Origin of the sequence: Collinsella sp. LCP21S3_A3, assembly GCF_052118905.1 — a bacterium.
Taxonomy (GTDB): Bacteria; Actinomycetota; Coriobacteriia; order Coriobacteriales; family Coriobacteriaceae; genus Collinsella.
In genome coordinates this window covers 154,500-180,193 of record NZ_JBQKGH010000003.1, presented here as the reverse complement: position 1 = coordinate 180,193, position 25,694 = coordinate 154,500, and the positions used below count along the sequence as shown (strand labels likewise).

The 25,694-nt window shown below is 61.3% G+C and carries 20 protein-coding genes and 1 tRNA gene; 6 read left to right on the top strand and 15 right to left on the bottom strand.

Annotated elements, in window-relative coordinates:
• Positions 1 to 17 precede the first annotated feature (17 nt).
• From ACTQ0H_RS02795 to ACTQ0H_RS02780, 4 genes are all read right to left on the bottom strand, one after another.
• Complete coding sequence (locus ACTQ0H_RS02795) at positions 18 to 1,523, bottom strand: nicotinate phosphoribosyltransferase (RefSeq protein ID WP_441547763.1); 1,506 nt, start codon at positions 1,521 to 1,523, stop codon at positions 18 to 20.
• A gap of 84 nt (positions 1,524 to 1,607) precedes the next feature.
• A complete protein-coding gene (locus ACTQ0H_RS02790) occupies positions 1,608 to 2,066 on the bottom strand; it encodes a hypothetical protein (RefSeq protein WP_441547762.1) in 459 nt (152 codons plus the stop codon).
• Between the two features lie 65 nt (positions 2,067 to 2,131).
• Positions 2,132 to 2,204 (bottom strand) — tRNA-Ala (locus ACTQ0H_RS02785).
• A 231-nt stretch (positions 2,205 to 2,435) separates the two neighbouring features.
• A complete protein-coding gene (locus tag ACTQ0H_RS02780; RefSeq protein ID WP_441547761.1) occupies positions 2,436 to 3,374 on the bottom strand; it encodes a radical SAM protein in 939 nt (312 codons plus the stop codon).
• 534 nt (positions 3,375 to 3,908) lie between these two features.
• Here ACTQ0H_RS02780 and ACTQ0H_RS02775 point away from each other — a divergent pair.
• The 3 genes from ACTQ0H_RS02775 to ACTQ0H_RS02765 all read left to right on the top strand — a co-directional run bounded on the left by ACTQ0H_RS02775 (position 3,909) and on the right by ACTQ0H_RS02765 (position 6,831).
• Complete coding sequence (locus tag ACTQ0H_RS02775; RefSeq protein WP_441547760.1) at positions 3,909 to 5,108, top strand: MraY family glycosyltransferase; 1,200 nt, start codon at positions 3,909 to 3,911, stop codon at positions 5,106 to 5,108.
• Between the two features lie 159 nt (positions 5,109 to 5,267).
• Positions 5,268 to 6,317, top strand: coding sequence for a tryptophan--tRNA ligase (gene trpS, locus ACTQ0H_RS02770; protein WP_441547759.1), 1,050 nt, complete (start codon positions 5,268 to 5,270; stop codon positions 6,315 to 6,317).
• A 220-nt stretch (positions 6,318 to 6,537) separates the two neighbouring features.
• Positions 6,538 to 6,831, top strand: a complete 294-nt coding sequence (locus ACTQ0H_RS02765; protein ID WP_195838532.1) for a DUF6485 family protein — start codon at positions 6,538 to 6,540, stop codon at positions 6,829 to 6,831.
• Between the two features lie 419 nt (positions 6,832 to 7,250).
• Here ACTQ0H_RS02765 and ACTQ0H_RS02760 read toward each other — a convergent pair whose 3' ends face one another.
• The 6 genes from ACTQ0H_RS02760 to ACTQ0H_RS02735 all read right to left on the bottom strand — a co-directional run bounded on the left by ACTQ0H_RS02760 (position 7,251) and on the right by ACTQ0H_RS02735 (position 13,801).
• Entirely contained in the window at positions 7,251 to 7,571 is a 321-nt protein-coding gene (locus ACTQ0H_RS02760; protein ID WP_441048218.1) for an MGMT family protein, read from the bottom strand.
• Between the two features lie 193 nt (positions 7,572 to 7,764).
• Positions 7,765 to 8,619 carry a DegV family protein gene (locus ACTQ0H_RS02755; RefSeq protein WP_441063059.1) on the bottom strand — a complete coding sequence of 285 codons (855 nt, stop codon included), beginning with the start codon at positions 8,617 to 8,619 and terminating at the stop codon, positions 7,765 to 7,767.
• A gap of 119 nt (positions 8,620 to 8,738) precedes the next feature.
• Positions 8,739 to 9,188 (bottom strand): MarR family winged helix-turn-helix transcriptional regulator, encoded by a 450-nt coding sequence (locus ACTQ0H_RS02750; protein WP_154515655.1) that lies wholly within the window; start codon positions 9,186 to 9,188, stop codon positions 8,739 to 8,741.
• Positions 9,189 to 9,351: 163 nt separating this feature from the next.
• Positions 9,352 to 10,071, bottom strand: a complete 720-nt coding sequence (locus ACTQ0H_RS02745) for a B3/B4 domain-containing protein (protein ID WP_441068315.1) — start codon at positions 10,069 to 10,071, stop codon at positions 9,352 to 9,354.
• A 224-nt stretch (positions 10,072 to 10,295) separates the two neighbouring features.
• On the bottom strand, positions 10,296 to 11,966 hold the full coding sequence (gene pckA, locus ACTQ0H_RS02740) for a phosphoenolpyruvate carboxykinase (ATP) (RefSeq protein ID WP_427719537.1): 1,671 nt from the start codon (positions 11,964 to 11,966) through the stop codon (positions 10,296 to 10,298).
• Between the two features lie 263 nt (positions 11,967 to 12,229).
• Positions 12,230 to 13,801, bottom strand: a complete 1,572-nt coding sequence (locus tag ACTQ0H_RS02735) for an L-lactate permease (RefSeq protein WP_154515661.1) — start codon at positions 13,799 to 13,801, stop codon at positions 12,230 to 12,232.
• Positions 13,802 to 13,978: 177 nt separating this feature from the next.
• Here ACTQ0H_RS02735 and ACTQ0H_RS02730 point away from each other — a divergent pair, with 177 nt between their 5' ends.
• A complete protein-coding gene (locus tag ACTQ0H_RS02730; RefSeq protein WP_441537798.1) occupies positions 13,979 to 15,553 on the top strand; it encodes a lipopolysaccharide biosynthesis protein in 1,575 nt (524 codons plus the stop codon).
• A 317-nt stretch (positions 15,554 to 15,870) separates the two neighbouring features.
• Here ACTQ0H_RS02730 and ACTQ0H_RS02725 read toward each other — a convergent pair whose 3' ends face one another.
• On the bottom strand, positions 15,871 to 16,710 hold the full coding sequence (locus tag ACTQ0H_RS02725; protein WP_441537797.1) for a metallophosphoesterase: 840 nt from the start codon (positions 16,708 to 16,710) through the stop codon (positions 15,871 to 15,873).
• Between the two features lie 325 nt (positions 16,711 to 17,035).
• On the opposite strand from ACTQ0H_RS02725, the gene ACTQ0H_RS02720 reads away from it, so the two are divergent.
• Complete coding sequence (locus tag ACTQ0H_RS02720; protein ID WP_441537796.1) at positions 17,036 to 18,028, top strand: potassium/proton antiporter; 993 nt, start codon at positions 17,036 to 17,038, stop codon at positions 18,026 to 18,028.
• A 45-nt stretch (positions 18,029 to 18,073) separates the two neighbouring features.
• Positions 18,074 to 18,637, top strand: coding sequence for a TrkA C-terminal domain-containing protein (locus ACTQ0H_RS02715; protein WP_441547758.1), 564 nt, complete (start codon positions 18,074 to 18,076; stop codon positions 18,635 to 18,637).
• A 337-nt stretch (positions 18,638 to 18,974) separates the two neighbouring features.
• Here the strand turns inward: ACTQ0H_RS02715 and ACTQ0H_RS02710 are convergent, their stop codons facing one another.
• The 4 genes from ACTQ0H_RS02710 to pglZ all read right to left on the bottom strand — a co-directional run bounded on the left by ACTQ0H_RS02710 (position 18,975) and on the right by pglZ (position 25,671).
• Positions 18,975 to 19,166, bottom strand: coding sequence for a hypothetical protein (locus ACTQ0H_RS02710; protein WP_441547757.1), 192 nt, complete (start codon positions 19,164 to 19,166; stop codon positions 18,975 to 18,977).
• Positions 19,167 to 19,193: 27 nt separating this feature from the next.
• A complete protein-coding gene (locus tag ACTQ0H_RS02705; protein ID WP_441547756.1) occupies positions 19,194 to 20,558 on the bottom strand; it encodes a hypothetical protein in 1,365 nt (454 codons plus the stop codon).
• Positions 20,559 to 20,632: 74 nt separating this feature from the next.
• Positions 20,633 to 22,978, bottom strand: a complete 2,346-nt coding sequence (gene brxL, locus ACTQ0H_RS02700) for a protease Lon-related BREX system protein BrxL (RefSeq protein WP_441547755.1) — start codon at positions 22,976 to 22,978, stop codon at positions 20,633 to 20,635.
• 11 nt (positions 22,979 to 22,989) lie between these two features.
• Entirely contained in the window at positions 22,990 to 25,671 is a 2,682-nt protein-coding gene (pglZ, locus tag ACTQ0H_RS02695) for a BREX-1 system phosphatase PglZ type A (protein WP_441546828.1), read from the bottom strand.
• Between the last annotated feature and the right edge of the window lie 23 nt (positions 25,672 to 25,694).

The window sequence follows — 25,694 nt, the reverse complement described above, 5'->3', positions numbered from 1 at the left end:
CCCTACACCCAACAAAATTAGCGAGCCCAGGGGAAAGCAGAAGCCGCGGCCATGTTCTTGCGCACGAGGTCGTCGCGCACCTGCGCCAGGCCCTGCTCCATGCCCACCACATAGGTCTGCGGGTACAGGAAGCGCTTGTAGACCGGATCCAGATGGTCCAGCGCCCAAGCGCAACGCTCGCGTGCGGCCTCGATGCTCTCGCGCGGGGCAACAGCACTGCCATCGCGCACGATCGGCGCCAGCAGCTCGCGATACTCAAGCTCGGACACGTCGGTCACCAGGGCGGCATCGTTCACGGCCACGAGGGTATTGCCGCGCGCGGCGCCCTCCCCCGCCAGATGGTCCTCGTCATAGATCATGTCGCAGACCGGGCCGCCAAAGCCGTCGTAATAGCGGCGCACGCGCTGCACGCCCGGAATCGTGCGCTTGTAGGGCTGCTCGGAGAGCTTGACCACCGGCGTCCACGGGTCCGCCTCGCTCGCACGGCGGGCGGAAAGCTTGTACACGCCGCCCAGTGCCGGTTGGTCGTAGCAGGTCGCGAGCTTAGTGCCCACGCCAAAGCTATCGATGGGCGCGCCCTGGTCGAGCAGCGACTGAATCGTGTATTCATCCAGATCGTTAGAAACCGAGATCCCCACATAGGGCAGGCCCTCGGCATCAAAACGGCCGCGGACATACTTGGACAGCTTGGCCAGGTCGCCTGAGTCGATGCGAATGGCCGACAGGCGCTCGCCCACCGCCTCCATCTCCTTGGCAACCGTAATGGCATGCTCGCAGCCCTCGCGCACGTCGTAAGTGTCAATGAGCAGCGTGCAGTTCTTGGGGCTCGACTTGGCAAAGGCACGGAAAGCCTCGAGCTCGGAATCGAAGCTCATCACCCAGCTGTGCGCATGCGTGCCAAAGACGGGAATACCGTAGCGGCGACCGGCGAGCACATTGGACGTAGAGGAACAGCCGGCAACGTAACTCGCGCGCGCGACGGCCAGGCCGCCATCGGGACCCTGGGCGCGGCGAAGGCCAAACTCGGCCACGGGACGGCCGTCCGCCGCCAACACCACGCGCGCCGTCTTGGTGGCGACAAGCGTCTGGAAGCCGACGATGTTGAGCAGCGCCGTCTCGAGCAGCTGGCACTCAAGCGCGGGGCCGGTGACGCGCACCATGGGCTCGCGCGGAAAGACGAGCTCGCCCTCGGGGACGGCGTCGATGTTTACATGCGCACGAAAACCGCGCAGGTAGTCGAGGAATTCAGGCTTGAACATCGCGCCGCCGGCCGGGGCCTGGAGCGATGCGAGGTAGTCGATATCCTCGGGCGTAAAGCGAAGGTTCTCGACCAGCTCGGGCAGCTCAGCGGTGCCGCACATGACGGCGTAGGCGCTGCCAAACGGATGGTCACGGTAAAACGCGGTAAAACAGCCCTGCTCATTGGCCTTGCCGCTCTCCCACAGGCCCTGGGCCATAGTGAGCTCGTACAGATCGGTGAGCATTGCGATGTCGGTGGGATGCGAGATGTCGGTCAAAGCCATGGGGCGACCTTTCGGATGCGTTGTGCAGAGGTTGAGGGTTGGACGAGAGCAGAGCATGCGGACATGACGCCCGATGCAAATCGGTTAGAGCAGGCCCATGCTGGTCATGATCGTGTAGCCCATAAAGACGACAAACGCGACCAAGGCGAGCGCGATGATGATCTTTTGAGCCGGAGCCATACCGGGGATCTCGCCCTCGGCCGTGGGCTCCTTAGAAGTGACCATGCGCTGGGCAAACGTCATCTCGTCACGGCTCGGCTTGGAATCGACGGGCTTGGGACGAGTGGGTTTCTTAGGCTGAGGCTTGGGTGCAGCAGGCGCAGGCTTCGCAGCAGCGGGCCTGGGCGCGGGCGCGGGCCTGCACTCGGATGCGGCGCTCGCGGCAGCCTCCTCGGCCTTCGCATGCTCGGCACGCAGGGCGGCCAGCTCCTCACGCTCGCGCCGGGCCTCTTCCTGGGCCTCGCGGCGGGCCTTCTCAGCGCGGAGCTCTTCCAACTCGGCGCGCTCCTCGTCGGACAATGGTTGGGAATCAAGCTCGGCCATAGTGCAGCCCTTTCTTTTTAAAAAAAGCCGCCGACACAATGTCAGCGGCTTATCAAATCCAAGGGTGGAGACGAAGGGAGTCGAACCCTCGGCCTCTGCCATGCGACGGCAGCGCTCTCCCAACTGAGCTACGTCCCCAGGACAAGTTGATATTTTACCTACGGCTCGCCAACTGTCAACGCCCAATAACCAGTCTTTTTGGGACGGGGCTTTTTTGACTACTTTTCGGATGGTAGCTCGACCCCCACCGGGAGCAGTCTTTTTGGGACGGGGCTTTTTAGCTACCCAGGCAGATAGCGAAAACGATTTGGACGATTAACGGCAGGGGCAGCTAAAATAGCCCCGTCCCAAAAAGACTGCTCAAAAGAGCTACTTTGCGCTGGTGAGGACGCCAGTGGTGTCGAACGCTGGGGTAAAGCTCTCGTCTACCGCGCCGCCCTCTTGCCAGAACATCGTCGTAAAGCCCAGGTCGTCGGCATGGTCGAGCACCCGCTCGTACTCCTCGCGCGTCACGGCTCGCGCCAAGTCGCCGCCCTGCTCACGCATGAGCGCATTGGGCGTGTACTGGTTCATGACCGAGATCGGCACATCACCCACCGTCTGCCACACCAGGTCTAGCACGCGACACGAATCGTCCGCATGCCCCGGCAACACCAGGTGACGCACGATCATGCCGCGCTTCATGAGCCCGTCCTCGTCCACCAGCTCTCCCCCACGGCGCTCAATCTCGCGCGCCATTTGCGCCAAACCCGACACGGCCACACGCGGGTAGTCCTTAATGTGGGAGAGCGACTGCGCAAGCCCCGCATCGGCATATTTAAAGTCGGTAAGCCACACATCGACCAGATCGCCGAGCGCCGCCACGGCACTCGCGCTCTCATAACCGCTTGTGTTGTAGACGATTGGGATGACCAGTCCGCGCGCCCGTGCCGCGGCAATCGCAGCCGGCAGCAGGTGCGCGTAGTGCGTCGCCGTCACCAAGTTAATATTGTTCGCGCCCTGGTCCTGCAGCTCCAACATAATCTCGACCAGGCGCTCGGGCATAATCTCAAGCCCAAAATTGCCCGTCGAGATCTCGTGGTTCTGGCAATAGACGCATTTGAGCGAGCAGCCGCTGAAGAAGATCGTGCCCGAACCGGCCTCGCCCGAGATAGGCGGCTCCTCCCACATATGAAGCGCCGCACGGGCCACCTTGAGTGTGTCGTTAGCACCGCATACGCCGCGCGCACCCTCATCGCGCGCCGCACCGCAACGCCGCGGACACAAATGGCAGGCGGGCGAAAAAAGTTCGGTCAACGACGTCGGCATAAAAACATGCTCCAAAACAACGATTCAGCAGCTCAAACGCAAAAGGACCAACCGCGCAGACGGCTCGAGCCCAAGGCGCCGTAATCGTCCGACACGATTTTTGTAATGTCAAGACTGGAATCGATAAAGTGCAGCTTTATGATGTAGGTATTCCGCCCCCCGCGGAGCAACTGGGTGAACCGTCGCGTTTATTTAGGGAGCCCACACAGTCGTACGTAGTACAGGTATCCTTCGTTGTTAAGGACGCTGGAACGGTCGATGAGGGCACCCACCTGTTTTAGGTGGGTTCATTTTCGTAACGTGGGGGGTGGTTTTCTTTTGCCGATTTTGCCAAAAATTGCCATCGCAGATCCCGTATGACACCCAACGGCACTCGGTAGAACCCCCGCCACCATCCCAATATCTGGTAAGCGCGTGATTATCGATCGGCGCGATTCCCCGCACCCCCTTTGGTCGAGTATCATGGGTCAGCTATACCCTTTGCGGCATGGCATCCTTTGACCTTTTCCTTCGACGCTTGGCGGTTTTTGATACATGGCTTCATCCACGAGCTACATACCGTTCCTTTGCGTGGCAGCCGCGGCATATATCACGACCTTCCTCACGGTGCCCCTGGTTAAACGTCTGGCAATCAAGCTCGACGCCGTTGACTATCCTTCAAAACGCCGTATCAACACCAAGCCCATCCCGCGCTTGGGAGGTACGGCGGTCTTTTTGGGCCTGGTCGTTGCCTGCATCGTTCAGATTATGGGCACCTGGCATCTGGGCTGGCCGCCCGTCTTGGTCCCGCATCCGCGCCTGCACATTAGCTACCCCATGCTGGCGCTTTCTTTTACCGTCATTTTTGCGACCGGCGCGATCGACGACGTCTTCCAGCTTAAGCCCAAGCAAAAGCTCGCCGGCCAGGTCCTCGCCGCGCTCATCGCCTGCGTGGGTGGCCTAAAAATCGGCGTCATCGTCAACCCGGTTGCCCCCGGCGAGATCATGCTCGGCTGGCTCGCCTATCCCATCACCGTGGTCTACCTGGTGGCGTTCACCAATATCATCAACCTCATCGACGGCCTTGACGGCCTGGCCACAGGCATCTGCGGCATCGCATCGTTCACGATGTTCTCGATGGCCGTTCTCTCGGGCCGCATCGATGCCGCCGCGCTCTCCATCGCGTTGTTTGGCGCCTGCCTGGCCTTCTTGCGCTACAACTTCAACCCCGCGAGCATCTTTCTGGGCGACTCGGGGTCGCTGCTGCTGGGCTTTGCGCTGGGCTCCATTTCGCTGCTTAATGTGAGCCGCACCGCCGCGCTCACCTCGCTTATCATTCCGCTCATCGTTGCCGGTGTGCCCATCATCGACACGTTTAGCGCCATCGTGCGCCGCAAGCGCGCCCACATTAGCATTGGGCAGGCCGACAAAGGCCACATCCACCACCGCCTCATTCAAGAGGGCTATAACCAAAAGCAGGCTGTGCTGCTTATCTATGCCTGGTGTATCCTGCTTTCGGCCGGTGCGGCCGCCATCAACCAGGTCGAAGTCCCCATGCGCGTGCTCATCTTTACCGTCCTTGGCATTGGCTCGGCAGCCTTCGCCAAGCACCTGCACCTGTTTGAGCCCGTGCTACGCCACCATTACAACAAGCGCACGCACGAAGACGAGCTGATAACCCCCGACGACCCCGCCTTTAAGCAGGAGGAGCAAGCGGCCGAGGAGCGTAAGGGAGAGCGCCACCACAGGCATTAAGGTTTGCTGCAGAAGGTCGCTCTGCCTACCGTCGGCCGCTCGTGACCGCGCCTCGACCGCCACGCATGTCTCGCCTTACCACCCCCTTGCCCACTTTCGCCCGCCCCTCTCAATAAACGCGTTATCATCTTGACCCATGAACATACGTTAGGAGCAATCATGCCAAACGAGAACAGCTACGAAGTCGCGCTGCAAAAGAGCAACGCCATTCGCGAGGGCCTGGCCAAGACGCCCGAGAAGTTCACCATGCTTACCGGCGACCGCCCCACCGGCCGTCTGCACCTAGGCCACTACTTTGGCACCCTCAAGGGCCGCGTGGAGTTGCAGAATATGGGCGCCAAGACCAACGTGCTCATTGCCGACTACCAGGTCATCACCGACCGCGACACCACCGAGCACATCCAGGACAACGTGTATAACATGGTCATGGACTACCTTGCCTGCGGCATCGACCCCGACAAGACCATGATCTACACGCACTCCGCCGTGCCCGCCGCCAACCAGCTCATGCTGCCGTTCCTGTCGCTGGTCTCCGAGGCCGAGCTGGCGCGCAACCCCACCGTCAAGGCCGAGATGGAGGCCTCGGGCCACGAGCTCACCGGCCTTCTGCTCACCTATCCGGTACACCAGGCTTGCGACATCCTGTTCTGCAAGGGTAACGTTGTGCCCGTCGGTCGCGACCAGCTGCCGCACATCGAGCTCACCCGTACCATCGCCCGCCGCTTTAACAACCGCTACGGCAAGGTGTTCCCCGAGGTCGACGCGCTGCTGTCCGAGACCCCGCTGCTGCCCGGCCTGGACGGCCGCAAGATGAGCAAGAGCTACGGCAACGCCATCAATATCTCGATGACCGCCGAGGAGACGGCCAAGCGCATCAAGAAGAGCCAGACCGACTCCGAACGCATGATTACGTTTGATCCCGAGAACCGCCCCGGCGTGTCCGGCCTGCTTTCGACCGCCGCCATCTGCACCGGCCGTTCCGAGGTCGAGATTGCCGAGGAGATTGGCATGGGTGGCTCCGGCCAGCTCAAGAAGTACGTGACCGAGGCCGTCAACGGGTACTTCGCACCGATCCGCGAGCGTCGCCAGCGCTACGAGAACGACCTGGACTATGTGAAGGACGTGCTGCACGAGGGCAACCGTCGCGCCAACGAGATTGCCGAGCAGACGCTGGCAGAGGTTCGGGACGCCATGGGCATGGTGTACTAGTCGAGAGCAATAAACAACACTCAAACTAAACCGCCGCGATTGGCACAATCCTCGTTGCGGCGGTTTTGTTTTCTTCAGAGGTCGTCGCCGAGATATTCAGCCGCTTGGCAGAACCCCTAAGTCGCAAGCACCTTGAGGCTATATCCTGTTAAGCAATGACACCCTATTGTTTAACATGCGGCAACTTTTACGGCAGACCCGACCGACCGGAAGGAGTCCCATGAGCTCAGTTGCGTTTTGTACCTGCAACGACCGGAAATGCCCATTTAACCCTGTCAACCACGAGAAGGGCTGCACACCGTGTATCGCTAAGAATCTGCACGAGCACGAGATTCCAACGTGCCTGTTCAACGCGATTTCTCCCGATCGGCTTGAGGCCGATAAAGACGAGTGGTCGTGGCAAGCGTTCGCGCGGCATGTAGAAGCATATCTGGGAAGCGACAGCCCAAGAATCCCCGCAGGCGAAGAAGCGCCGCAGGGATTTACCAAGATCGGTTGCTGTAAGCGGGACTAACAATCAAAGTTAGTGCCCCCCTAAAACCAAACGTCAGTACCTCATTATGGGATAACAGACCTGATGGGTTTGCCCCATGCTTACAGGAAAGCGCCCGCCGACCATGGCAGCCGACGGGCGCTTTCCTGAAGTACACCGTTGAATCGCACAGAGGGGAGGAATGCGAATCAAACTCAACAGGGCAGGCTTTTTCATCGCCTACGGCCTGCTCCGTTGTTGAATACAATATAGTTCGCCTTTGTTTACTTTACAGCGTCAAATCGTGCCGCCATACCTTCTCCATAAGTTAGCCAAGGTAAACCTACCAAATAGGGACTGATTTATTTTGGCAGGTTTTTTCTGGGGAAACGTCAACGGCGCCGGCGTTCCACCGCAAAGGGGACAGGCACCTTTGTAGTGGTTTTAGCGCGAACGAGTCGCTATAACCCAGCCGGCCAACGACAGGCAGCCAAGTCGACGTGCATGGGATCGGCAAACACCACGCCCTCCCCCAGCAGGAGCTCGCGCTGAGCGTCGGGACCGCCAAAGGCAAAGCCCTCGCAAATGCGACCATCGGCAAACACCACGCGGTGACAGGGAATCTCGCCGGGGCGCGGATTGCTATGCAGGGCATACCCCACGTACCGCGCACTTCGTGGACGGCCGGCGAGCAGCGCCACCTGGCCGTACGTGGCAACCATCCCCTCAGGGATCTGCTCGACTACCTCGTACACCCGCTCAAAAAAGCCCTCAGACGCCATCGATGCTCCTTTCCGCCCGCAACAGCATAAATCAAATGATCCCTCGGGGACGGCAGGGTTGCGGATCATTTGCGGCCTCCGTGCGGCCGATGGTCCGCAACCCCGTCATCGCCGAGGGATCACATGGCATGGCAGGTAGCGTTTGCCCAGATAAAACCTGCCAAAATAAACCTGTCCCTTTTTGGCAGGTCGGTTAGTTGGCAGGCTGGAAGAAGGCTACGGCTACGGCACCGGGGCCTACATGGGTGCCGATGGTGGCGCCGATGGTGTGAACGGGCAGCTCGCCCTCGGTGTGGCCAGCCCACAGCGCGGCGCTGTCCTCGATATACTTCTTGAGCACCGCATCCGAAAGGCCCGTATAGCCGAGCGCCAGCGGCATGGAAAAGTCGACGCCGCCCGCCTTTTCGACCTTTTGGTTCAGCAGGTTGCGACCGTTCTTGGAACCGCGCGCCTTGCCCAGCTGCACGATCAGACCATCCTCGGCAGCCACCACGGGCTTTACGTTGAGCAGCGTACCCACGGCGCCGGCCGCAGCAGACAGGCGACCGCCGCGCACCAGGTACTCCAGCGTCTCGAGCAGGCCGATAACCACCACGCGGTCGCGCACGGCCTCGACCGCCGCCGCGATCTGGGCCGCGCTACGGCCCTCGTCCACCAAGCGCAGGGCATACTCGACCAGCACGCGCTCGCCCAGGGTGACGTTGTTGCTGTCTACCACGAACACATCGCCGCCCGGGGCCTCGGCAAGAGCGGTGCGCGCACTCTGATTGGTGCCGGAAAGCTTAGCGCCCACGGTAATAATCACGGCCTCATCGCCGGCTTCACGAACCTCGGCGATAGCCTGCGAAAACGCGTACGGGTTGACCTGACCGGTCTTGGGCAGCTCATCGCGCTCCACGAGCATCTCGTAAAAGCGCTGGTGATCGATGTCGACGCCATCCATGTAAACATCGGTGCCAAAGGTGACGGACAGCGGCAGAACAGCCAGTGCCGGGTGCTCCGCCGGCGACATATCGCTTGCGGAATCGGTAATAATGCGGACGGACATAGCGAATCCTTTCTTGCACAGGTCCCGCGCAGGGAATTTTGACAGCAATGCCCCGGCACGGTATACGCGCTCAAACGGGACGATGCAGTTGTTAATGGGAAGCAAATGCCTAGGCGGCCCTACAGCTCGCGCAGGGTGTCGAGAATCGTACGCAGCGACGCGTACATCTGCTCGCGCTGCTCCACGCCCATGGCCTTGCCGGTGGCGTCGAGCACCTCGCGAATAATGCGATCGGCCTCATTCATGCTCTCGCCGCCCAACGTGGTCAGGCGAACCGGGGCGCGATACTTAACGGCGGCATCGCCCGAATCGTCGACCTCGACGTAGCCGCCCTCTTCCAGATGCGCCAGCGTGCGCGAGACGGCAGCGCGGGTCACGCCTGCCATGCGGGCGAGGTCGGCACCAGTCAGGCCGTCCTTGCTGCGCTCAAGATAGTACAGGCACATGATATCGGAACCCTTAAGGCCCAGCCTTGCGCCCTCAGATGCCTTAATGCGCTGGATCTCCTTGTAGAGCCCGCTAATCAGTCCGACAAAATCCTCAAAACGTGTCTCGTCGTTCTGCTGCATGGGAGACGACCGCCTTTCGCTTACATGATGCTAACGGGTAAACATCTTAGCCGTACCCAGCGATCGCAAGCCCCGAACGCCCTATTTGTTAACCCATCAACATAAAAACCACCACAAAGGGGATAGCACCTTTGTGGTGGTTTGTGTGGTGGTTTGGCCCGAGCTAGAGTTCCACGCGCGGGTTATCGCGGGTCACAAGCGTCTTGACGACAACCGTCGCTCCCAGATAGCGCTCAAGCAGCTCGGCTAAGCGATCGATCGCGGCCTGACAGTCCCCCATTCGCTCGGGCTCAACACACTCAATCGCCAGGAACGCATCGGCAGAATCGTCGGACAGGGCCGTTCGAACGCCGTCGCGCCAGTTCCAGCAGCGGCACACGGCGCCCGCATCATCGATGTAGGCGAGCTCGCCGGGCAGCGTCGGGTCATCCGCCTCCTCGCCAAGCGGCAGGAACGCATCGCCACCGTCGGTCACCTTCAAGCGAAGGTCTCCCTCAATCGCGTGCAAATCCTCGCCTCCCACGGGCAGCGCGTAGGTCAGCGACACCGTGTTGTAAATATCCACCGCCGGTGTGATATGACCGACCGGTTTGCCCTTGAGCACGCGCTTGAGCAAGTTCTCGATCGAGCAGCGGGCGCCCTTTTTAGTCTTGAACAGGCGATAGGCCTCGCGCCAAGCCTTGACCGGCGCGTTCTCGCTGATGGTATCGCTTGTCAGGTGGCGCTCCGCATCGATATTGGCGCGATCGAGCAGCGCCGCAATCGCGTCCACGTCCTCTTGAGGAATCGTAGCCGCGGGCTTCATGCCCTTTACGACCACGACGCCGACCGCCGCCTGTGGAAATAGCTCCCAAAATGAATCCTCGGCAACAAAGCCCTTCATACGCTCTCCCTTCGCAATTCGCGCCAACGCGAGCGCCTAAACAAAAAGCGCCCTCACAGCGGCCACCTTCAAAGTCCTACGGTGCCGTCACAAGAGCGCTTACGCTGTCCCCATCCGGAGAAGGGGACGATATGTCAGGCGCATTGTAACCCGAGTCATCCACACGAGCAAAACCACCACAAAGGCGCCTGCCTCTTTGTGGTGGATATGGACTCGAGGCGACGCTAGTGGCGGAGTCCCAGCAGGCCGCGGCCGCGATGACGGGCCTCGGCGGACACCTGAGCGTGCGGGCCGGCGGCCTTGACGGACTCGGGCAGGTGCGAGTACTTCTTCTCGAAGTTCTCCTCGAACATCACCGCCAGGTTGTGCGCGGCCTCGTCGTAGCGCGCTGTGCTCTGCCAGTACTGGCGCGGCACCAGGATGCCGTCCGGCACACCGTGGCACGTGGTGGGAATGTCGACATTAAAGATATCGTCGTGCAAGAACTCGCTGTCCTCGATGGTACCGTCGAGGGCGCGTGCGACCAGGGCGCGCGTGTAGGCAAGCTCGATGCGATGGCCCACGCCATAACCGCCGCCAATCCAGCCGGTGTTGAGCAGATAGACGCGGGTGCGACCGTCGGCGATACGCTCGCCGAGCATCTTGGCGTAGACCATGGGATCGAGCGGCATAAACGGCTCTCCGAACAGCGAGGAGAACGTAGGCGTGGGCTCGGTGACGCCGACCTCGGTACCGGGGATCTTTGCGGTGAAGCCTGTCACAAAGTGATACATGGCGGCATCGGCCGTCAGGCGCGAGATAGGCGGCAGCACGCCAAAGGCATCGCAGGTCAAAAACAGCACGACGCTCGGGGTGGTGCCCATGCCCTTGGTCCACGCGTTGGGGATATGCTCGACGGGATAGGCAACGCGCGTGTTGTGCGTGATCGAGACGTCATCGTAGTTGGGCTTGCGGTTCTCGTCAAGCACCACGTTTTCGCAGATCGCGCCAAAGCGAACGGCATTGAAGATCTCGGGCTCGTGAAACTCGTCCAAGCCCTCGCACTTGGCGTAGCAGCCGCCCTCGATGTTGAAGATGCCCATGTCGGACCAACCGTGCTCGTCGTCGCCGATCAGCAGGCGCGTGGGATTGGCCGAAAGCGTGGTCTTGCCGGTGCCGGACAGGCCAAAGAACACGGCGGTCTCGTGCGTGACGGGATCCATGCTGGCCGAGCAATGCATGGGCAGCACATCGTCCTCGACGGGCAGCAGGTAATTCATGACGCTGAAGATGGACTTTTTAATCTCGCCGGAGTAGCCGGTGCCGGCAACCAGAATCACGCGTTCCTGGAAGTTGATGACCACGGCGGCGCTGGAGTTGAGGCCCTTGATGGCAGGGTCGCACTGGTACCCGGGTGCCGCGAGCACGCAAAAGTCCGGCTCGCCGGTGCGCGCAATTTCGCGAGCGAGCGGACGGGCGAGCATCTGCTTAATGAAGAGCGCCTGGCTCGCGCGCTCGCAGGCAACGAGCAGGCGACGCGTGTGGTTGCGGTCGGCACCCGCCATGCCGCGGGTGACGAACACATCGCGCTCGTTGAGATAGTCGACGATGCCGGCCTTGATGGCCTCGTAGCTCTCAATCGAAAGCGGGCGGTTGACGGCGCCCCAGGCGATCTTGTCGTGAACATCGGGGGTGTCAACGATAAAGCGGTCGTTGGGAGAACGGCCGGTGCGTTCCCCCGTCTCGATTACCAGCGCGCCGTTGGATGCCATGCGGCCCTCTTCACGGCGGATGGCGTGCTCGACGAGCTCCGCAGCAGGTAGATCGACCAGCAGACGCGGCTGATTCTCGGCGGGATCTTCGACCAGCGTAATACCAAAGTTGGACAGAACTTCTGCAGGGGTAACACCAGGCATGGGGCCTCCTTTAAAAGCGCGTCACGCGGGCGCGGCGCGCACTTTACTCACGTAAAGTTCGTTGTACCCGATATGCAAAAACGTTTTTTGCGGCAAGGGCGGCAAGCCCGCCCAACGGTCAAAAATCCCAGGCAAGCGGCCTAGTCATTGGGTAGTCATTGGGGACGTTCTCAAACGACGAGTCGTTGGGGACACTCTTGAACAGGCAACATTCAAGGAGTGTCCCCGGATGCCGGCACTTAGGGACGTTCCCAAAGTGCCAACTATAGCGGCAGGCCTTGGCCGAGCATGGCGATGGCGCTCATGAGGACCAGCATGCCGGCGGCGTAGGGCAGGACGGCGCCCAGGAGCTCGGCATCCTTGCCGCGCACGTGCACGGCGGCAAGACCAATAGCGAGCGTCTGCGGCGAGATCATCTTGCCGGCGGCGACGCCAAGCGCGTTCAGCGCGACCATCCAGTAGTCGCTCACGCCCAGCGCGGTGGCAGCCTGGCTCTGGATGGGACCAAACAGCATGCCAGAAGACGTGCCCGAACCGGTCACGAACGCACCGACCGCGCCGATCCACGGAGCCAGAATCGGGTACAGGCCACCGGCGACCGCAATGCAAAACGCGCTGATCGAAGAGATCATGCCCGCATAGCCCATAACCTTGGCACAGCCCAGAACCGAAAGCATGGTAATGACCGTCGGCATCATCTGCTTGACGGTCGCGGCCAGTACCTTGCCCATCATGCGCGGCGAAGCACCCTGAATGGCGCCGCCGACAAACGCCGCCAGGAAAATCCAGACGCCCGGCGTGTTGATCCACGAAAACGTGAGCGTGCCGGGGTTCTCGCCGCAATACACCTGCACCTGGCTCGCAAACGGTGCGAGCGCAGCATGCACGGCAGGCACCAGGTTAGACGTTCCCAACAGCAGCACAAAGATCAGGATGAAGCACGACCAAGCCGAAAGCGCCGACTTAGCGGTGAGCTGCTCGCCGGCCTCGATATTCATGTGGAAGCGTGCGTCCAGATGCCCCGACTTCTCGGCACGCATGGCAAGCGCAGCTGTCAGCGCGAGCGAAACGATGGAACCGACGACGACGGCAAGCTCGGGACCCACAAACATAGCAACGACAAGCGCCGCACCGGCAAAGGACACGCCGGAGAGCACGGCGATGCCCGCCACGCCGTTCAGGCGCTCGGCAACGCCCGCAACATTACCCTGGTCATCGGCGACACGACCCGCAACCAGCACGATAAACAGAGGCATCATCGCAAAGAAAGGCGCCAACTGCACCATCTGAACGGTCGCCAAATGTAGCGGGTCCAGGCCCACCAGACCGGCAACGGACACCGTGGGAATGCCAATGGAGCCGTAGGGCGTGGGCACGCCGTTGGCCAGCAGACAGATGAGCACGGCGGGCACGGCCTCAAAGCCCAGGCCCGCGAGCATGCCGGCGGGAATAGCGACGGCGGTGCCAAAACCGGCCATGCCCTCCATAAAGCCACCAAAGCACCAGGCCACAAGCAGCGCCAGCAGGCGGCGATCGCTGCTGATGGAGGTGATCATGCTGCCGATCACGTCCATGGCGCCCGTGCGAACGCACAGGTTATATGTGAACACCGCGGCGATGATTACCAAAACGATGGGCCACAGGGCCATCAAAAAGCCTTCGAGCGAGGCGGTCGCGATCTGCGCTGCCGGCAGGTGCCACCATGCGAAGGCAAGCACGCACGAAAGGACAAACGATCCGATGGCGGCTTTCCAAGCTGGCCATTTAAAGCACAGCAGCATCACGACAAGCCAAATGATCGGCACAAGAGCCAGCAAGAATGCGGCGACGTCCATAGGTAGAAGCTCCTTGGTGCCGCGCGGGCGGCATCGTGGTATCACATAACTTCAACAGGATACCGCACGCTCACCGACAATTTACTGCCGCCCCCCGAAAATATTGAACAATCCGTTCAAAAACATGAGTGACACCGTCGCGTCTATACTAGAACGCAGCAATAGAAAGGACCCGCTTTGAGCATCTCGCCCCTCGATAGCATCCGCCGCGCCATCGCCCGCCGCAACGGTATCGCCAACCCCGCTGTATCGGGCGGGGCGCACGGACAGGGCGGCCGCATCGAGAACGGCCTGTTCCCCGCATCGCACACCGCCGAGGAGCTCGCGCGTATCCAGGAGCTGAGTCAGCGCAACGCCGGCGGTCCAAATAGCGGCCAAGCCACGCGTCGTCGGCGCGAGCGCGATCGCGAGCCCGGTCCCGTCCGCCGTATGGTCAACGCCTGGTGGAACCGCCTGCTCGGCGCCGTCTACGGCGGCGGCTTCTCCACGCAAGAAGCCGAATACGAGGAGCACGCCACCCGCCGCGACTACCTTTGGAACACCCTCGGCACCGCTGTGTGGGGCATGGCGTTTCCGCTGCTCACTATCGTGTCCACGCAACTCGTGGGCGCCGAAGAAGCCGGCAAGTTCTCCATCGCCTTTGTCACCGGCACGCTCATCATGATCGCGTGCAACTACGGCGTACGCAATTTTCAGGTCTCGGACATCGACGAGAAGACGTCCTTTGCCTCCTACCAGCTCAACCGCTGGCTTTGCGGAGCTCTCGCCCTAGGCTGCGGCCTCATGTACAGCAGCGCCCGCGGCTATGACGCGCAGATGGCGACGATCGGCCTGGGCGTCTACCTGTATAAGGTGATCGACGGCATCGCCGACGTGTACGAGGGCCGCCTGCAGCAGGCCGACAAGCTCTATTTGGCCGGCATGAGCCAAACGCTGCGTTCCGCCGGCGTCATCGCGGTCTTTAGCGTGGCGCTGTTCCTTACGCGCAGCATGCCCATCGCGGCCATGGCCATGGGCGTCGCCGCCATTGCCTCACTCGTGCTGGTCACCGCCCCGCTCGCCCTGCTCGAAACCGAAAAATCGCGTCGCGTGAGCATACGCGAAGTCGGCCGCCTTTTTGCGCAGTGCGCCCCGCTCTTTGGCGCGCTCTTTTTGTTCAACCTTATCGAGAGCATGCCCAAGTTTGTGATGGAAGGCACGCTGGCCTACAAATATCAGCTGTATTTTAATGCCCTGTTCTTTCCGGCGCAGGCCATTTTGCTGAGCATTGGTTTTATCTATAAACCGCAGCTCTTGCGTTTGTCGAGCATTTGGGCTAACCCGCGCAAGCGTCGCCGCTTTGACTTAATTATTGTCGCCGTCATGGCGCTGATCTTGGGTTTCACTGGCGCATGCGCCGCGTTTATGGCAGGCCCCGGCATTCCCCTTATGAGCTTTATGTACGGCCTCAACTTTGAGCGCTACCGCACATTGGCGCTGCTGATGGTCGTCGCCGGCGGCATCACCGCAGCCATCGATTTTATCTACGCCATTATCACAGTGCTGCGCCACGCCGGCGATGTCACCAAGATCTACCTCATTTGCTTTGCCGTGAGCGTGGTGGTGCCGATGGTCCTCATCAACCTACTGGGGCTAATGGGTGCCGCCGTGAGCTACCTGGCTATCATGGCCCTACTGCTGGTGCTGTTGATTGTCGAGTACGCCCACATTCGCCAGCGCATAGAACGAGCCCGCAACCCGTACGGTGTCTAATTAGCTGCCTCGGCCACCGGAATTTGCGATGGAATTACCCGGGCTGGGGTCTTGTTGCGGACAATATGCATCACGCAAAACTAAGTGAGTAGACTTTTACCGAATCCCCGACCACACCGACAAAGTACAAGTCTGTGACCTGCGGTTTTGTTGAAGCAAACATGTTGGGTGCTCAGCATTTCCAAAATAGTCTACTCACTTAGCCAGCGGGCAGCCAAATGATTATGTAATCCCCGCCCCAGAAAAATCATTTGATGGGCAGAAGGGCAAAAGTAGTCAAAAAAGCCCCGTCCCAAATTAGCTACCCTTTGCACCGATTACTCGCCAGGGAGAATGTTTGCATAGAACTCCGCCCCGTCGTCTAGGCGCAGAATGCCTACGCGGCCGAACTCGGAGCCGGTGGCGGCGGCACAGTCGATGTCGATGCGGTCGGGAACGCCGGCGGTATCCTCGCCGCCCAGGCGCACAATCTGTCCGCGGCCCGACTCCTCATCGAGTCCCGCCAGGCCGCCAACCTCGCAATAGCGCCCCAGCGACACCGTTGGCGTGTGGCCGCTCACCACGACCGGACCCTTGCCCTCGGCAGATAGCAGCCCCGTCGGGGCATCCCAGTAGCCATGGCGAATCCACAGCAAGTCATCGGACGACTGCACGGCGAGCATTTGCTGCAGCAACTCGCTATCGGCATCGACCGCTCCCCTGCCGTCACCGCAATCGACACCGTGCTCAAGCAAAAACGCACGCGCCGCCTCGGTCTGAATACCGGCGTGCACCAGCAGATACGGACGCTCGGCAGTCTCTGCCACCGCATAGAGCGGCAGGGCGGCAGCCCAGCGTACCAACTCCTCGTATGCCTCAAACTCCATTTCGTTGAGCTGCTGGCGCGTGGTCCAACCGCCGTTGATATCCCAGGTCTCAGCATCAAGCGGGTCCTGGCCGATGATCGCGTCGAGCATAATCTGCTCGTGGTTGCCCTTAAGCACGCGAGCGTTGGGCAGCGATCGCACCAAGTTGATGACGCCGACCGGATCGGGACCGCGATCGATCATGTCACCCAACACGTACAGCGTGTCGTCGGACGTTAGCGAGATCTTGGAAAGGGCCTCGTCCAGCGCGCGCACGTGCCCGTGAGCATCGGATGTCACATAGATCGCCATGGAACGCCTTTCCCTGCATTACGGCCGAAGCCCGGAGCCACAACTAAAACTTCAAGTTGAACTTAAACGTTACCCATTGTACTCCGTTGCAATAAAGCTGGGAAGGGCCACGCGTCGCCAACGGTCGTTAGCAGCCGCACGCCCGCGCGCGCAGTTCACGGTGCACCGCCGGCAGCTGCTCCCCGACCAACGTCGCACACGCCGCAGCCTCGTGTCGAAAATGCGCACGCCCGCAATCCGTTCCCATAAACCCACCATCTTTGGGTACAAATAACCGCAGACAACTGACCGTGCCACGCCAACCTCCCAGGAGCGGACACTATCCATGAACCAGATCCTTCTCTTTATCGGCCTCGTCATCATTTTGTGCCTGACCATCAAACCCGTCGGCAAAAAGCTCCCCTTCCCCACCCTGCTCATCTTTATCGCGCTGGGCATGCTGCTGGGCGTCAACGGTCCGGCGCACATCGACTTTAGCGACTACGCGCTCACCGAAACCGTCTGCAGCACGGCGCTGCTGTTCATCATGTTCTACGGCGGCTTTAACACCAATATCGACCGCGCCAAACCTGTCGCCGTGCCCGCGGTGCTGCTGAGCACGCTCGGCGTCGTCATTACCGCCGGCATCACGGGCGCCTTTGCACACTTCGCGCTAGGCTTCGACTGGATCGGTGGCCTGCTGCTAGGCTCGGTCGTGGCGTCGACCGATGCGGCGAGTGTCTTTAGCGTGCTGCGCGAGCACAACCTTTCGCTGAGGGACGGCACCGACTCGCTGCTCGAGGTCGAATCGGGCTCCAACGACCCTGTCGCCTACATGCTCACCGCCGTGCTCGCAACCCTTGCGGCCGGCGGCGACATTAACATCCCCGTGCTGCTCGCCAAGCAGATCATCCTGGGCGTGGGCCTGGGCCTTGTCATCGGCTGGGCATCGGGCCGCCTGATTGAGCGCGCGCACGCAACGGCCGAGGGCGCGCAGACCATCTTTTTGTTCGCCGTGGCGATCGTCGCCTACGCGCTGCCGAGCTATCTGGGCGGCAACGGCTTTTTGGCCGTGTATCTAGCCGGCATTGTGCTGGGCGCCAGCGACATCACCGGCAAGGTCGATATGGCGCACTTCTTTGACACCCTCACCGAGATGGCAGAGATGACGATCTTCTTCTTGCTCGGCCTACTCGTGACGCCCGCCCGCCTGCCGCAAATGCTGCTACCGGGCCTGGCACTCATGGCGTTTATGCTCTTCGTGAGCCGCCCCATCGCCGTCGGCCTGCTGCTGGCGCCCTTTAAGACGCGCCCTCGCCAGGTTGCGCTCGTAAGCTGAGCGGGCCTGCGCGGCGCGGCTTCGGTCGTCTTTAGCCTCTTTGCCGTGGTGGCCGGTGTTCCCGGCGGGCATGACCTGTTTGACCTGGTGTTTGTGATTGCCGTGGCGAGCATTGTGGTGCAGGGCTCGCTGCTGCCGGCGGTGGCGAAAAAGCTCGACATGATCGATGCGGCCGGCGACGTGCGCCGTACGTTTAACGACTACCGCGACGAGGACGGCATGTCGTTTGTTAAGCTCAAGGTTGGCGCGGGGCATCCGTTTGCCGGGCGCTCGCTCGCGGACATCGGCAGTGCCACGGACATGCTCGTAGCCCTGGTGCTGCGCGACGGCGCGCACCCGGTGCTGCCCAACGGCGATACCGTCATCGAGGAAGGTGACCTGCTGGTGATGGCCGCGCCAACGTTTGAAGAACGTGCCGAGGTTACACTGCGCGAGGTCACCGTGACGCCCCACGGTCGCCTGGCCGGCCAGCGTCTACGCGACGTGCCGCAAGGCAAGCACCCCTTTATCGTCGTGATGCTCAAGCGCGACGGCCAAACCATCATCCCCGACGGCAACACCCTCATATACGCCGGCGACGAAGCCGTCATCGCCACGCTGGCATCGTAGCGGCAAGGGACAGCCATCCCGAATTGGCTACATTTGAGCATCAATCGCCCCGGCTGGGGTCTCGTTGCGGACAATTAGCGCCTCTCAAAACTAAGTGAGTAGACTTTTGTCGAATCGCCGACCACGTCACCAAAGCACAAGTCTGTGACCTGCGGGTTTGTTGAAGCAAATTAGTCGTGTGCTCAGGATTTCCAATAAAGCCTACTCACTTAGCCGGCGTGCGGTCAAAATAGAACGGTCGCGAGCTCATTAGACTCCATTGGGACGGCTTATCATGTATTTTCGCGCAGCTGCGGGTGCAGGCGACCGTCCCAAATTAGCTATCCTTGTCACATTCCTAGTCATCGTCGACGGCAAAATCACAGAGGTCGAGGCCTTCGTGTTCGGCTCGGGCTAGGAGCTCTTGAGGGGACTCATCCTCGATATCCATCACGTCGAGCATGGCGGCCGGAAAGCCCACGCCTGCCGCGCTCCCCACGCGATCGAGCAGGCTCTCGCGCAGTTGGTCCACATCAACTTCGATCTTCATGGTGAAACCTCCTACCGAGCCAGGTCCCTACTCAGCAGCGCTAAGCTTATCCACAGCAGCAACAAAAGCCGCAATCTGCTTGTCGTCCATCTGCACAGCCAAACGCCCCACGGGCTCATCGTAGGCGAACTGCACCTTATCGATAAAGCAATCCCAAGCGCGTTCGTCCACACGCACGGCGGCCTCGCAATACTGACTGAGCTTTTTGAGTCCATACCAAAACGCATTCACATGGCGCGTGGGGTCCTCATCCAGCACACCATCGTAGCGACGCCCGTTAAACTCACGCATGCGTGCCACGGCAACCTCGAGCGAGTCGCCGCCTTCGGCCGAAGCCTCATCCACCAGCTCGGGAATCGGAACCTCACGCCGAACATCGTGCCTGGTAGCGCCATCGTACTCGCCCACCAGCACGTCTTCGTCAAGCCGAGAATCGTAGTCGAAATAGCTCGAGCCCCTGCAAATCCCATGCGGCGAGCCTGTGCCAAACGCACAGAACAACCCGCCGTCGGCAACAACGCGACGGTAGGTCTCAAACGACTTCTTAACCTGAGCGAGCAACTCGAAAAGCAAACCGGTATCGCACGCCGTCTCGCACGCAACGCACGCAGGCTCGGGCAACGATACCGGCTCAACCGTGCTCCCTGCAATGCGGGCGGCGCGCTCGGCCCGATACGCCTGCGCGGCCAAGCGCGCCCTCTGCGCAGCGCCGCGCACGTTGGTAAGTTCACGCTCCAACGCCACGTCACCAGCAACATCGCCAGCAACATCACTCGCAGACCCGCTGGCGCCCTGCGACCCTGTCGCACTCAGCTCGGACTCAAACGTCGCTGTGATCATACCCGCAAGGTCCGTCGCATCGGCGGCACAACGCAACTGTTCCAGCTGCGTACACAGCAGGTCGGCATCCAAAGGCACGGCATCCACAACGCGCACGCCATTCAGGCGCGCCGCGTCCCGTAGCACCATAGCCCCCGCGGCATCGTACGCCGCGCGGACCTTGTCCGCCGTATTCGCACGCAGCTTTACCTCGATAAACGCGAGCGTCTGCTCCAAACGGGCCAGTAGCTCGGCCTTGTCCTCCATGCGCAAAAAGGCAGCATAGCGGCGCTCCATCTGCAGCGGACCGACAATGCCCGCCTGCTTACGAGCCCGCGCAAGGGCCGCACCCTCAACACGGCGCACGTACGTATCAACAGCCCGCACGGCAGAGTCGCGCGCAGCGTGCTCGGCAGCCTCGACGCCCCTAAGCACGCCCAGCAGTTCGCGGGAGCGCGCCTTGCGCACCAACTCCCCACGATCGTACTGCTCAAGCGCCGTCTGACGCTTGGCCACCGACTCAAAGCCAAACAGCTCGTCGAGCAGCTCACCAACAGAACGCTCGTCCGCCACGGTAGGCCTCCTCACGCACTACGCACCAACACGCCCGCGGGCCCACGCGCACGCAAGCCCGCTCGCCCGCACTCCTACAGATCCAGTGCCTTCTTCGCGGCATCGACCGGGTCGCCATCCATGTAGAACACCGGGCTCAGGCCCGAGATAATCTCGGACGAAACACTCTGCAAACCTGCAATAGCACTCAGCGGCAAAATCACGCGCTTAGCGCCGGCGTTTTTGGCCACGCGCATAATGTCCTCGAGCCCACGGATCTCGTCCATAGAGCCCGACATGCGCAAGATTCCCGGAATCGCCAACGCAGGCATCACCGGGCGGTTGCACGCCGCGGAGCACAGGCCCACGAACTCGGCGAGCGAAACTTCCTCGGACAGGCCCTTGCTCTGCAGGTCGTTGTAGAACAGCAGATAATCCTTGGAGCCAATGTGCATCCCCGGTGCCACGCGGTTCGCCAGGTTCACAAAGTTGTCGAACGCGGCCTCCAGCGTATCGCGCACCGGCTTGTTAAAGGCCACGCCCTCGTGCTTAAACTTGCACTCGCCGGCAACGGCCTTGTTCTCCAACTTGTACACGGCGACCTCGCCGCCCTGCGATCTGCCCACGCCAAACACATGGCCGGACAGCAGCGGCCCGTCGGGAATCAGCGTGTCCTCGCTCTGCTCGGGCACGCGCACCACGTGCACGTCCTGCGGGTTGTCGGCATCCATATAGCCCAGGTTAACGTCGATAAACTCAACGCCCGCCATAATCTTGAGCTGCTCCTTTACGCGGCGACGACCCTCGATGGCGTAGTCCAGCAGCCAGCGCACGTCGTCCTTGTCCATGGCCTCGTCGGGGAACAGCAGCTTGGCCAGGCCGCTAAAGGTCTTGCGCACGGCGATCTCGTCACGTTTGTTAAAGTCGCTGTTAAAGCGGAAGTAACGGTCGATATGGTGCGTAAAGTCCTTGCGGCGCATCTCCTTGCAAAACTCCGACAGGCAGTCGGTGATCAGGCCGTAATGCCCGGTCAGCAAGCTCGAACGCATCTTGGGAATCTCCCAGCCCGGCAGGTAATAGTGGATACGGTCGAAGAAGGCCGAATCGTTGTTAAACTCCGGCGGAAACGGATCAAACAGGTGCGTGGTCTTAAGGACGTTTTGCACGGTGTCGTTGATGTTGCCCTCAAAGACCATGGAGGCATCGGCGTTAATCTGGTCGCGGCCGCGCGCATAGCTGCCGCTCGCCATGTAGTCCTTCATGATCTGCACGGCGTTGGTGTCCTTAAAGCGCATGCCGGCGACCTCGTCGAACGTCACGCAATCCCAGTGGCCCACCAAGCCCACGCGGTCGGCGCGCATGGAGTTCATGCGGCCGAACAGGTTGGCCGTGGTGGTCTGGCCGCCAGAGAGCAAGATGGCGTAGGGCGAGACCTCTTTGTAGATATGGCTCTTGCCGGTGCCGCGGGGACCCAGCTCGCACAGGTTGTAGTTGCGTTCGATGAGCGGCACCATACGCTCGATAAAGTGCAGACGCTCTTTCTCGGAAAGCTCACTGGGTTCGTAGCCAGCTGAGCGCAGCAGCATGTTGAGCCACTCGTCGCGCGTAAAGTACTGGCGCTCGTCGATCATGGCATCCAGGTCCAGGTTGGGCATCTGGATGGGCGTAAGCGACGCCACACTAAACGGAGAGTCCTCGGGGCCGCGCTTTTTGCGCTTGGCCTTGGAGCGGCGTGGCGCATCGTCGCCAAAGACCTCCATGCCAAACTCGTCTTCCTCATCCAAGGGGTGACGATACTCGATGCTCATAATGCACCAAATGCCGCCCTGCAGAATCTTGGAATAGTCGCGCACGTACTCGGCCGGCATCACAAACGGCTCGATGGTCAGGTTGGCAAACGACGCCACGTAGATATCTTTGTACTCGTCGAGCTTGGCCGTCACCTTATCGATGATGGTAAAGCGGCCCAGTTCGCGAATCTTGGACTTAATGCGCTCGGACTCGTCGGGGCGCACGTAGTTATCGGTGAGGATCCTGCGGATGCGATCCAGGCCCTCTGCAACGGCTTCCTCGTCATCGGTTGAGCAGTACATGCCCAGCAGGTACTCAAGCACAAAGGTTGGCACGTTGGCGCCGCGCTTCATAAGGGCAGTCAGGTCCTTGCGCACGATCTTGCCAGCAAAGTGCTCGAGCAGCTTGCCGTCCAGCCCGTCCATGTCGTAGCCCTCATCCTCGGGAGCCTCGGCCACAGCTTGGTCATAGCCATCGGTCGAGGACTCGTCCTCAACGGGCGCGACGGCCTCCACCGGCTCCGGGGCAGGCGCCGCAGCAACCGGCTCCGGGGCAGGCGCCGCATCCTCAACGGACGCCGCAGCCTCCGCAGGCACATCCACATCAATCGAGGGAACTTCCCACAGATTGTCGTCATGGCTATCAATCATAGGGCACACTCCTAAAAACCAAAGTCAGCAACAGGGGCAAACGAAACAGCGATGGTATACGTCTCGCGCCAAACGATCTTGCCCGACTGGGCATCGCGGCAAACCAGCAAATGGGACGAGCCGGACCCAAACGACACACCCGTCTTAAGCGTAAAGCGAGCCTCGACCACGCGATCCTGCGGGTTGGGCGAAGTCATGTCCGCATGCACGCGAGCAACGTCGCTCACCTCGTTGCCGGTCTCGTCGGTAAACACCAGCTCGTACTCGCACGGCAGCACCTTGCCCGTAGCGGCCTCCTCCTGCAGCAACTTAATGCCAAACAGCGAGTTGGTAACGCGGCGGCTCTCGCTCAGCACGCGCAGCTTCGCAGTCTGCGTATCAACGAATTCCTTTGAGGACGCACTCAGGCGGCGATACCCGACCACCGGCACCACGAGCTCCTGCAGACTCACGCCGCCATGCACGTAGCGCTTGGTTCCGCCGGGTCGCTTGTAGTGCACGATCCCGCGCAGAGCCAAGCCAACGTAGCCGCCGCCCGGCACCACATGGTCCATGTTCATGGCTAAACACGGGCTACCGTCCGCGCCGTTAGCGATATCGGCCAAGGTGTCGCCCTGAGCGACCACCGCATGGCGCTTGCCAAACAGCACCGGATCGTCGGGCAGGTCGTTCTTGCCCAGGAACAAGCATTCCGGCAGTTCGTTGGCCGTGTACAAAAAGCCATGGTCGGATGTAATCGTCACGCGGGCGCCTGGCGCGTCGGTGCACACGCGCTTGGCGATCGAGACCAGCTCGTCCACGCTCTCGGCGCATGCATCGAACACATCGCTTTCGGTGGCGAGCTTCTCCCCCGTCGCGTCGATCTTGTTGTGATACAGGTACACGATCTCGCTGGACTTGAGCAGCTCCTTGCGGTCGGCGGCAGACATGTCCAGATACGCCGCGGCACTCAGGGCGCGACCCGTAGGCGCGGCCTTCTGCAGCACCGCTTGACGCTCGACCGTAGAGCTCGTCGGCATATCATCGAGCAGCACGGCGCCCGTTTCCATGTTGAGCGTCATGGCCTGATGCGGCAACAGCGCCGGCATGCCCATCTCGGTAATAGAGGGAAACATCGCCTGCACGCTACCCATGCGCACCTCGCCGCCACGCTCGCGCTCCAAAGCGGCGGCCACATCCTGCGCCACCTCGTAGCGAAGCGCATCGCTAATCAGGACCACCTTGGCCTTGGCACTACCGGTATACGTGGGCAGCGTCTCCCAATAAAACAGGTCTTGGCGAGCGACACCCTCAACATAGCCGGCATCGCGCCACTGCGCCTGGGCGGCATTGGCCCAGCACGCGTTGCTCTCGGTCAGATACCAGTTAACGTAGTTGTTCTCGGCCCATTCGACCGCACGGCGCTCGGGCTCCTCCAACAGGTCGACACCACGAAGCTTGCAGCGCTCGTTGGCCTGGCGCAGCGCGCGGTATGCCGCATCCATGCGCCACCAATCTGTGGTATAGGCCTCCCATACCTCGGCCGCCTGGGCAATATGGAATCCACCCGCATGGTCGCGCTTAAAGGCCGCCATGTCGGCCAGCGCCAAAAGCACCTGGTAGTAGCAGGCAACATCGTCGTACCAGCACAGGTCGCGACGGGCCGCGGCAACACGACGGGCCTCGTCAACGCGATCGGCACCCTGCGCCAGCGAGGTGAGCAGGTCGCTCAAAATGGCCTCGTCAACGCACGGGAATACATCCAGGCGCAGCAGATCGTCGGTAGGCAGAGCACCAAACACATGGCGCAGGCCGCACGCGTCCTGGACCAGCTCGCAAATCTCGCGCAGGTCATCAGACGCCGCAGCATCGCCCGCCCACTCGCGGACGACGGCGATGCAATACGGCGCATAGGCGGGCGCAATATGGTTGGAAAGCTTTTGCAGCGCAGCCGCTGGCACCAGCGAGGCTGAGGCCGTCAGCAGCACATGGGCGGCAAAATCCTGGAGCGAATCGCGCTCGAACAGCGTACCCTCAAAGCCCGTGCGCTGACGAACAAAGGCAGCAAGGCTGTCGGCGGCCTCAAACTTTTGCGCCAGCTCCGACAGCGCCTCCGGGCCATCGCGCAGCAGCATAGTCAGGCATGCGCGCACAATAAACGGCATGGTGGCAGCGCTGGGGTCGGAGCCGCCAAACATTGCAGCCAGCAGGCCCAGCTCAACATCGGCCGCACACGCAGGCGCGGGCATGCACTTAGAAAACTTGGCGACGCGGCCCTTGGCGGCAAAGAACGACTTGTGCGCCTGCAACGCCTTGCGAATATCCCGCGCGTTCGAAGCCCCCAGCTGATCGGCCAGCAGCGACAGATAGTCCGCCGAGAACTGATCGGCATACAGTTCAACATCGGCCAGCCAATCGCCCTCGAGGCCGCCACGCCCCTGCTGGCGATACACCAGCATGTCGCTCGTGGTGTCCTCGCGGGCGATAAGGCGCTTGACCTCAAACATATGCCCGTCGCAAGCCTCCACAAAGCGCACCGGACGCGGCAAACGTTGCTCTACCGCTTCTCCAAAGCCGCCCTCGGCAAGCTCGGCAAACGTGGCGGCAAACTCGCCTTCCGCGTCGTGCCACACCACCACGCGGCGCTCACGGCAATCGGGCAGCGGCTGTTCAAAGCGCGCCGCCAGCTCTTCAATTACATCGAACTTTGCCATCTAACAATCCCACTGTCATACCG

Bases quoted from the DNA above. Each gene is read 5' to 3' on its own strand.
- ACTQ0H_RS02795 (WP_441547763.1), bottom strand. From the start codon at position 1,523: ATGGCTTTGACCGACATCTCGCATCCCACCGACATCGCAATGCTCACC.
- ACTQ0H_RS02790 (WP_441547762.1), bottom strand. From the start codon at position 2,066: ATGGCCGAGCTTGATTCCCAACCATTGTCCGACGAGGAGCGCGCCGAG.
- ACTQ0H_RS02780 (WP_441547761.1), bottom strand. From the start codon at position 3,374: ATGCCGACGTCGTTGACCGAACTTTTTTCGCCCGCCTGCCATTTGTGT.
- ACTQ0H_RS02775 (WP_441547760.1), top strand. From the start codon at position 3,909: ATGGCTTCATCCACGAGCTACATACCGTTCCTTTGCGTGGCAGCCGCG.
- trpS (WP_441547759.1), top strand. From the start codon at position 5,268: ATGCCAAACGAGAACAGCTACGAAGTCGCGCTGCAAAAGAGCAACGCC.
- ACTQ0H_RS02765 (WP_195838532.1), top strand. From the start codon at position 6,538: ATGAGCTCAGTTGCGTTTTGTACCTGCAACGACCGGAAATGCCCATTT.
- ACTQ0H_RS02760 (WP_441048218.1), bottom strand. From the start codon at position 7,571: ATGGCGTCTGAGGGCTTTTTTGAGCGGGTGTACGAGGTAGTCGAGCAG.
- ACTQ0H_RS02755 (WP_441063059.1), bottom strand. From the start codon at position 8,619: ATGTCCGTCCGCATTATTACCGATTCCGCAAGCGATATGTCGCCGGCG.
- ACTQ0H_RS02750 (WP_154515655.1), bottom strand. From the start codon at position 9,188: ATGCAGCAGAACGACGAGACACGTTTTGAGGATTTTGTCGGACTGATT.
- ACTQ0H_RS02745 (WP_441068315.1), bottom strand. From the start codon at position 10,071: ATGAAGGGCTTTGTTGCCGAGGATTCATTTTGGGAGCTATTTCCACAG.
- pckA (WP_427719537.1), bottom strand. From the start codon at position 11,966: ATGCCTGGTGTTACCCCTGCAGAAGTTCTGTCCAACTTTGGTATTACG.
- ACTQ0H_RS02735 (WP_154515661.1), bottom strand. From the start codon at position 13,801: ATGGACGTCGCCGCATTCTTGCTGGCTCTTGTGCCGATCATTTGGCTT.
- ACTQ0H_RS02725 (WP_441537797.1), bottom strand. From the start codon at position 16,710: ATGGCGATCTATGTGACATCCGATGCTCACGGGCACGTGCGCGCGCTG.
- ACTQ0H_RS02720 (WP_441537796.1), top strand. From the start codon at position 17,036: ATGAACCAGATCCTTCTCTTTATCGGCCTCGTCATCATTTTGTGCCTG.
- ACTQ0H_RS02710 (WP_441547757.1), bottom strand. From the start codon at position 19,166: ATGAAGATCGAAGTTGATGTGGACCAACTGCGCGAGAGCCTGCTCGAT.
- brxL (WP_441547755.1), bottom strand. From the start codon at position 22,978: ATGATTGATAGCCATGACGACAATCTGTGGGAAGTTCCCTCGATTGAT.
- pglZ (WP_441546828.1), bottom strand. From the start codon at position 25,671: ATGGCAAAGTTCGATGTAATTGAAGAGCTGGCGGCGCGCTTTGAACAG.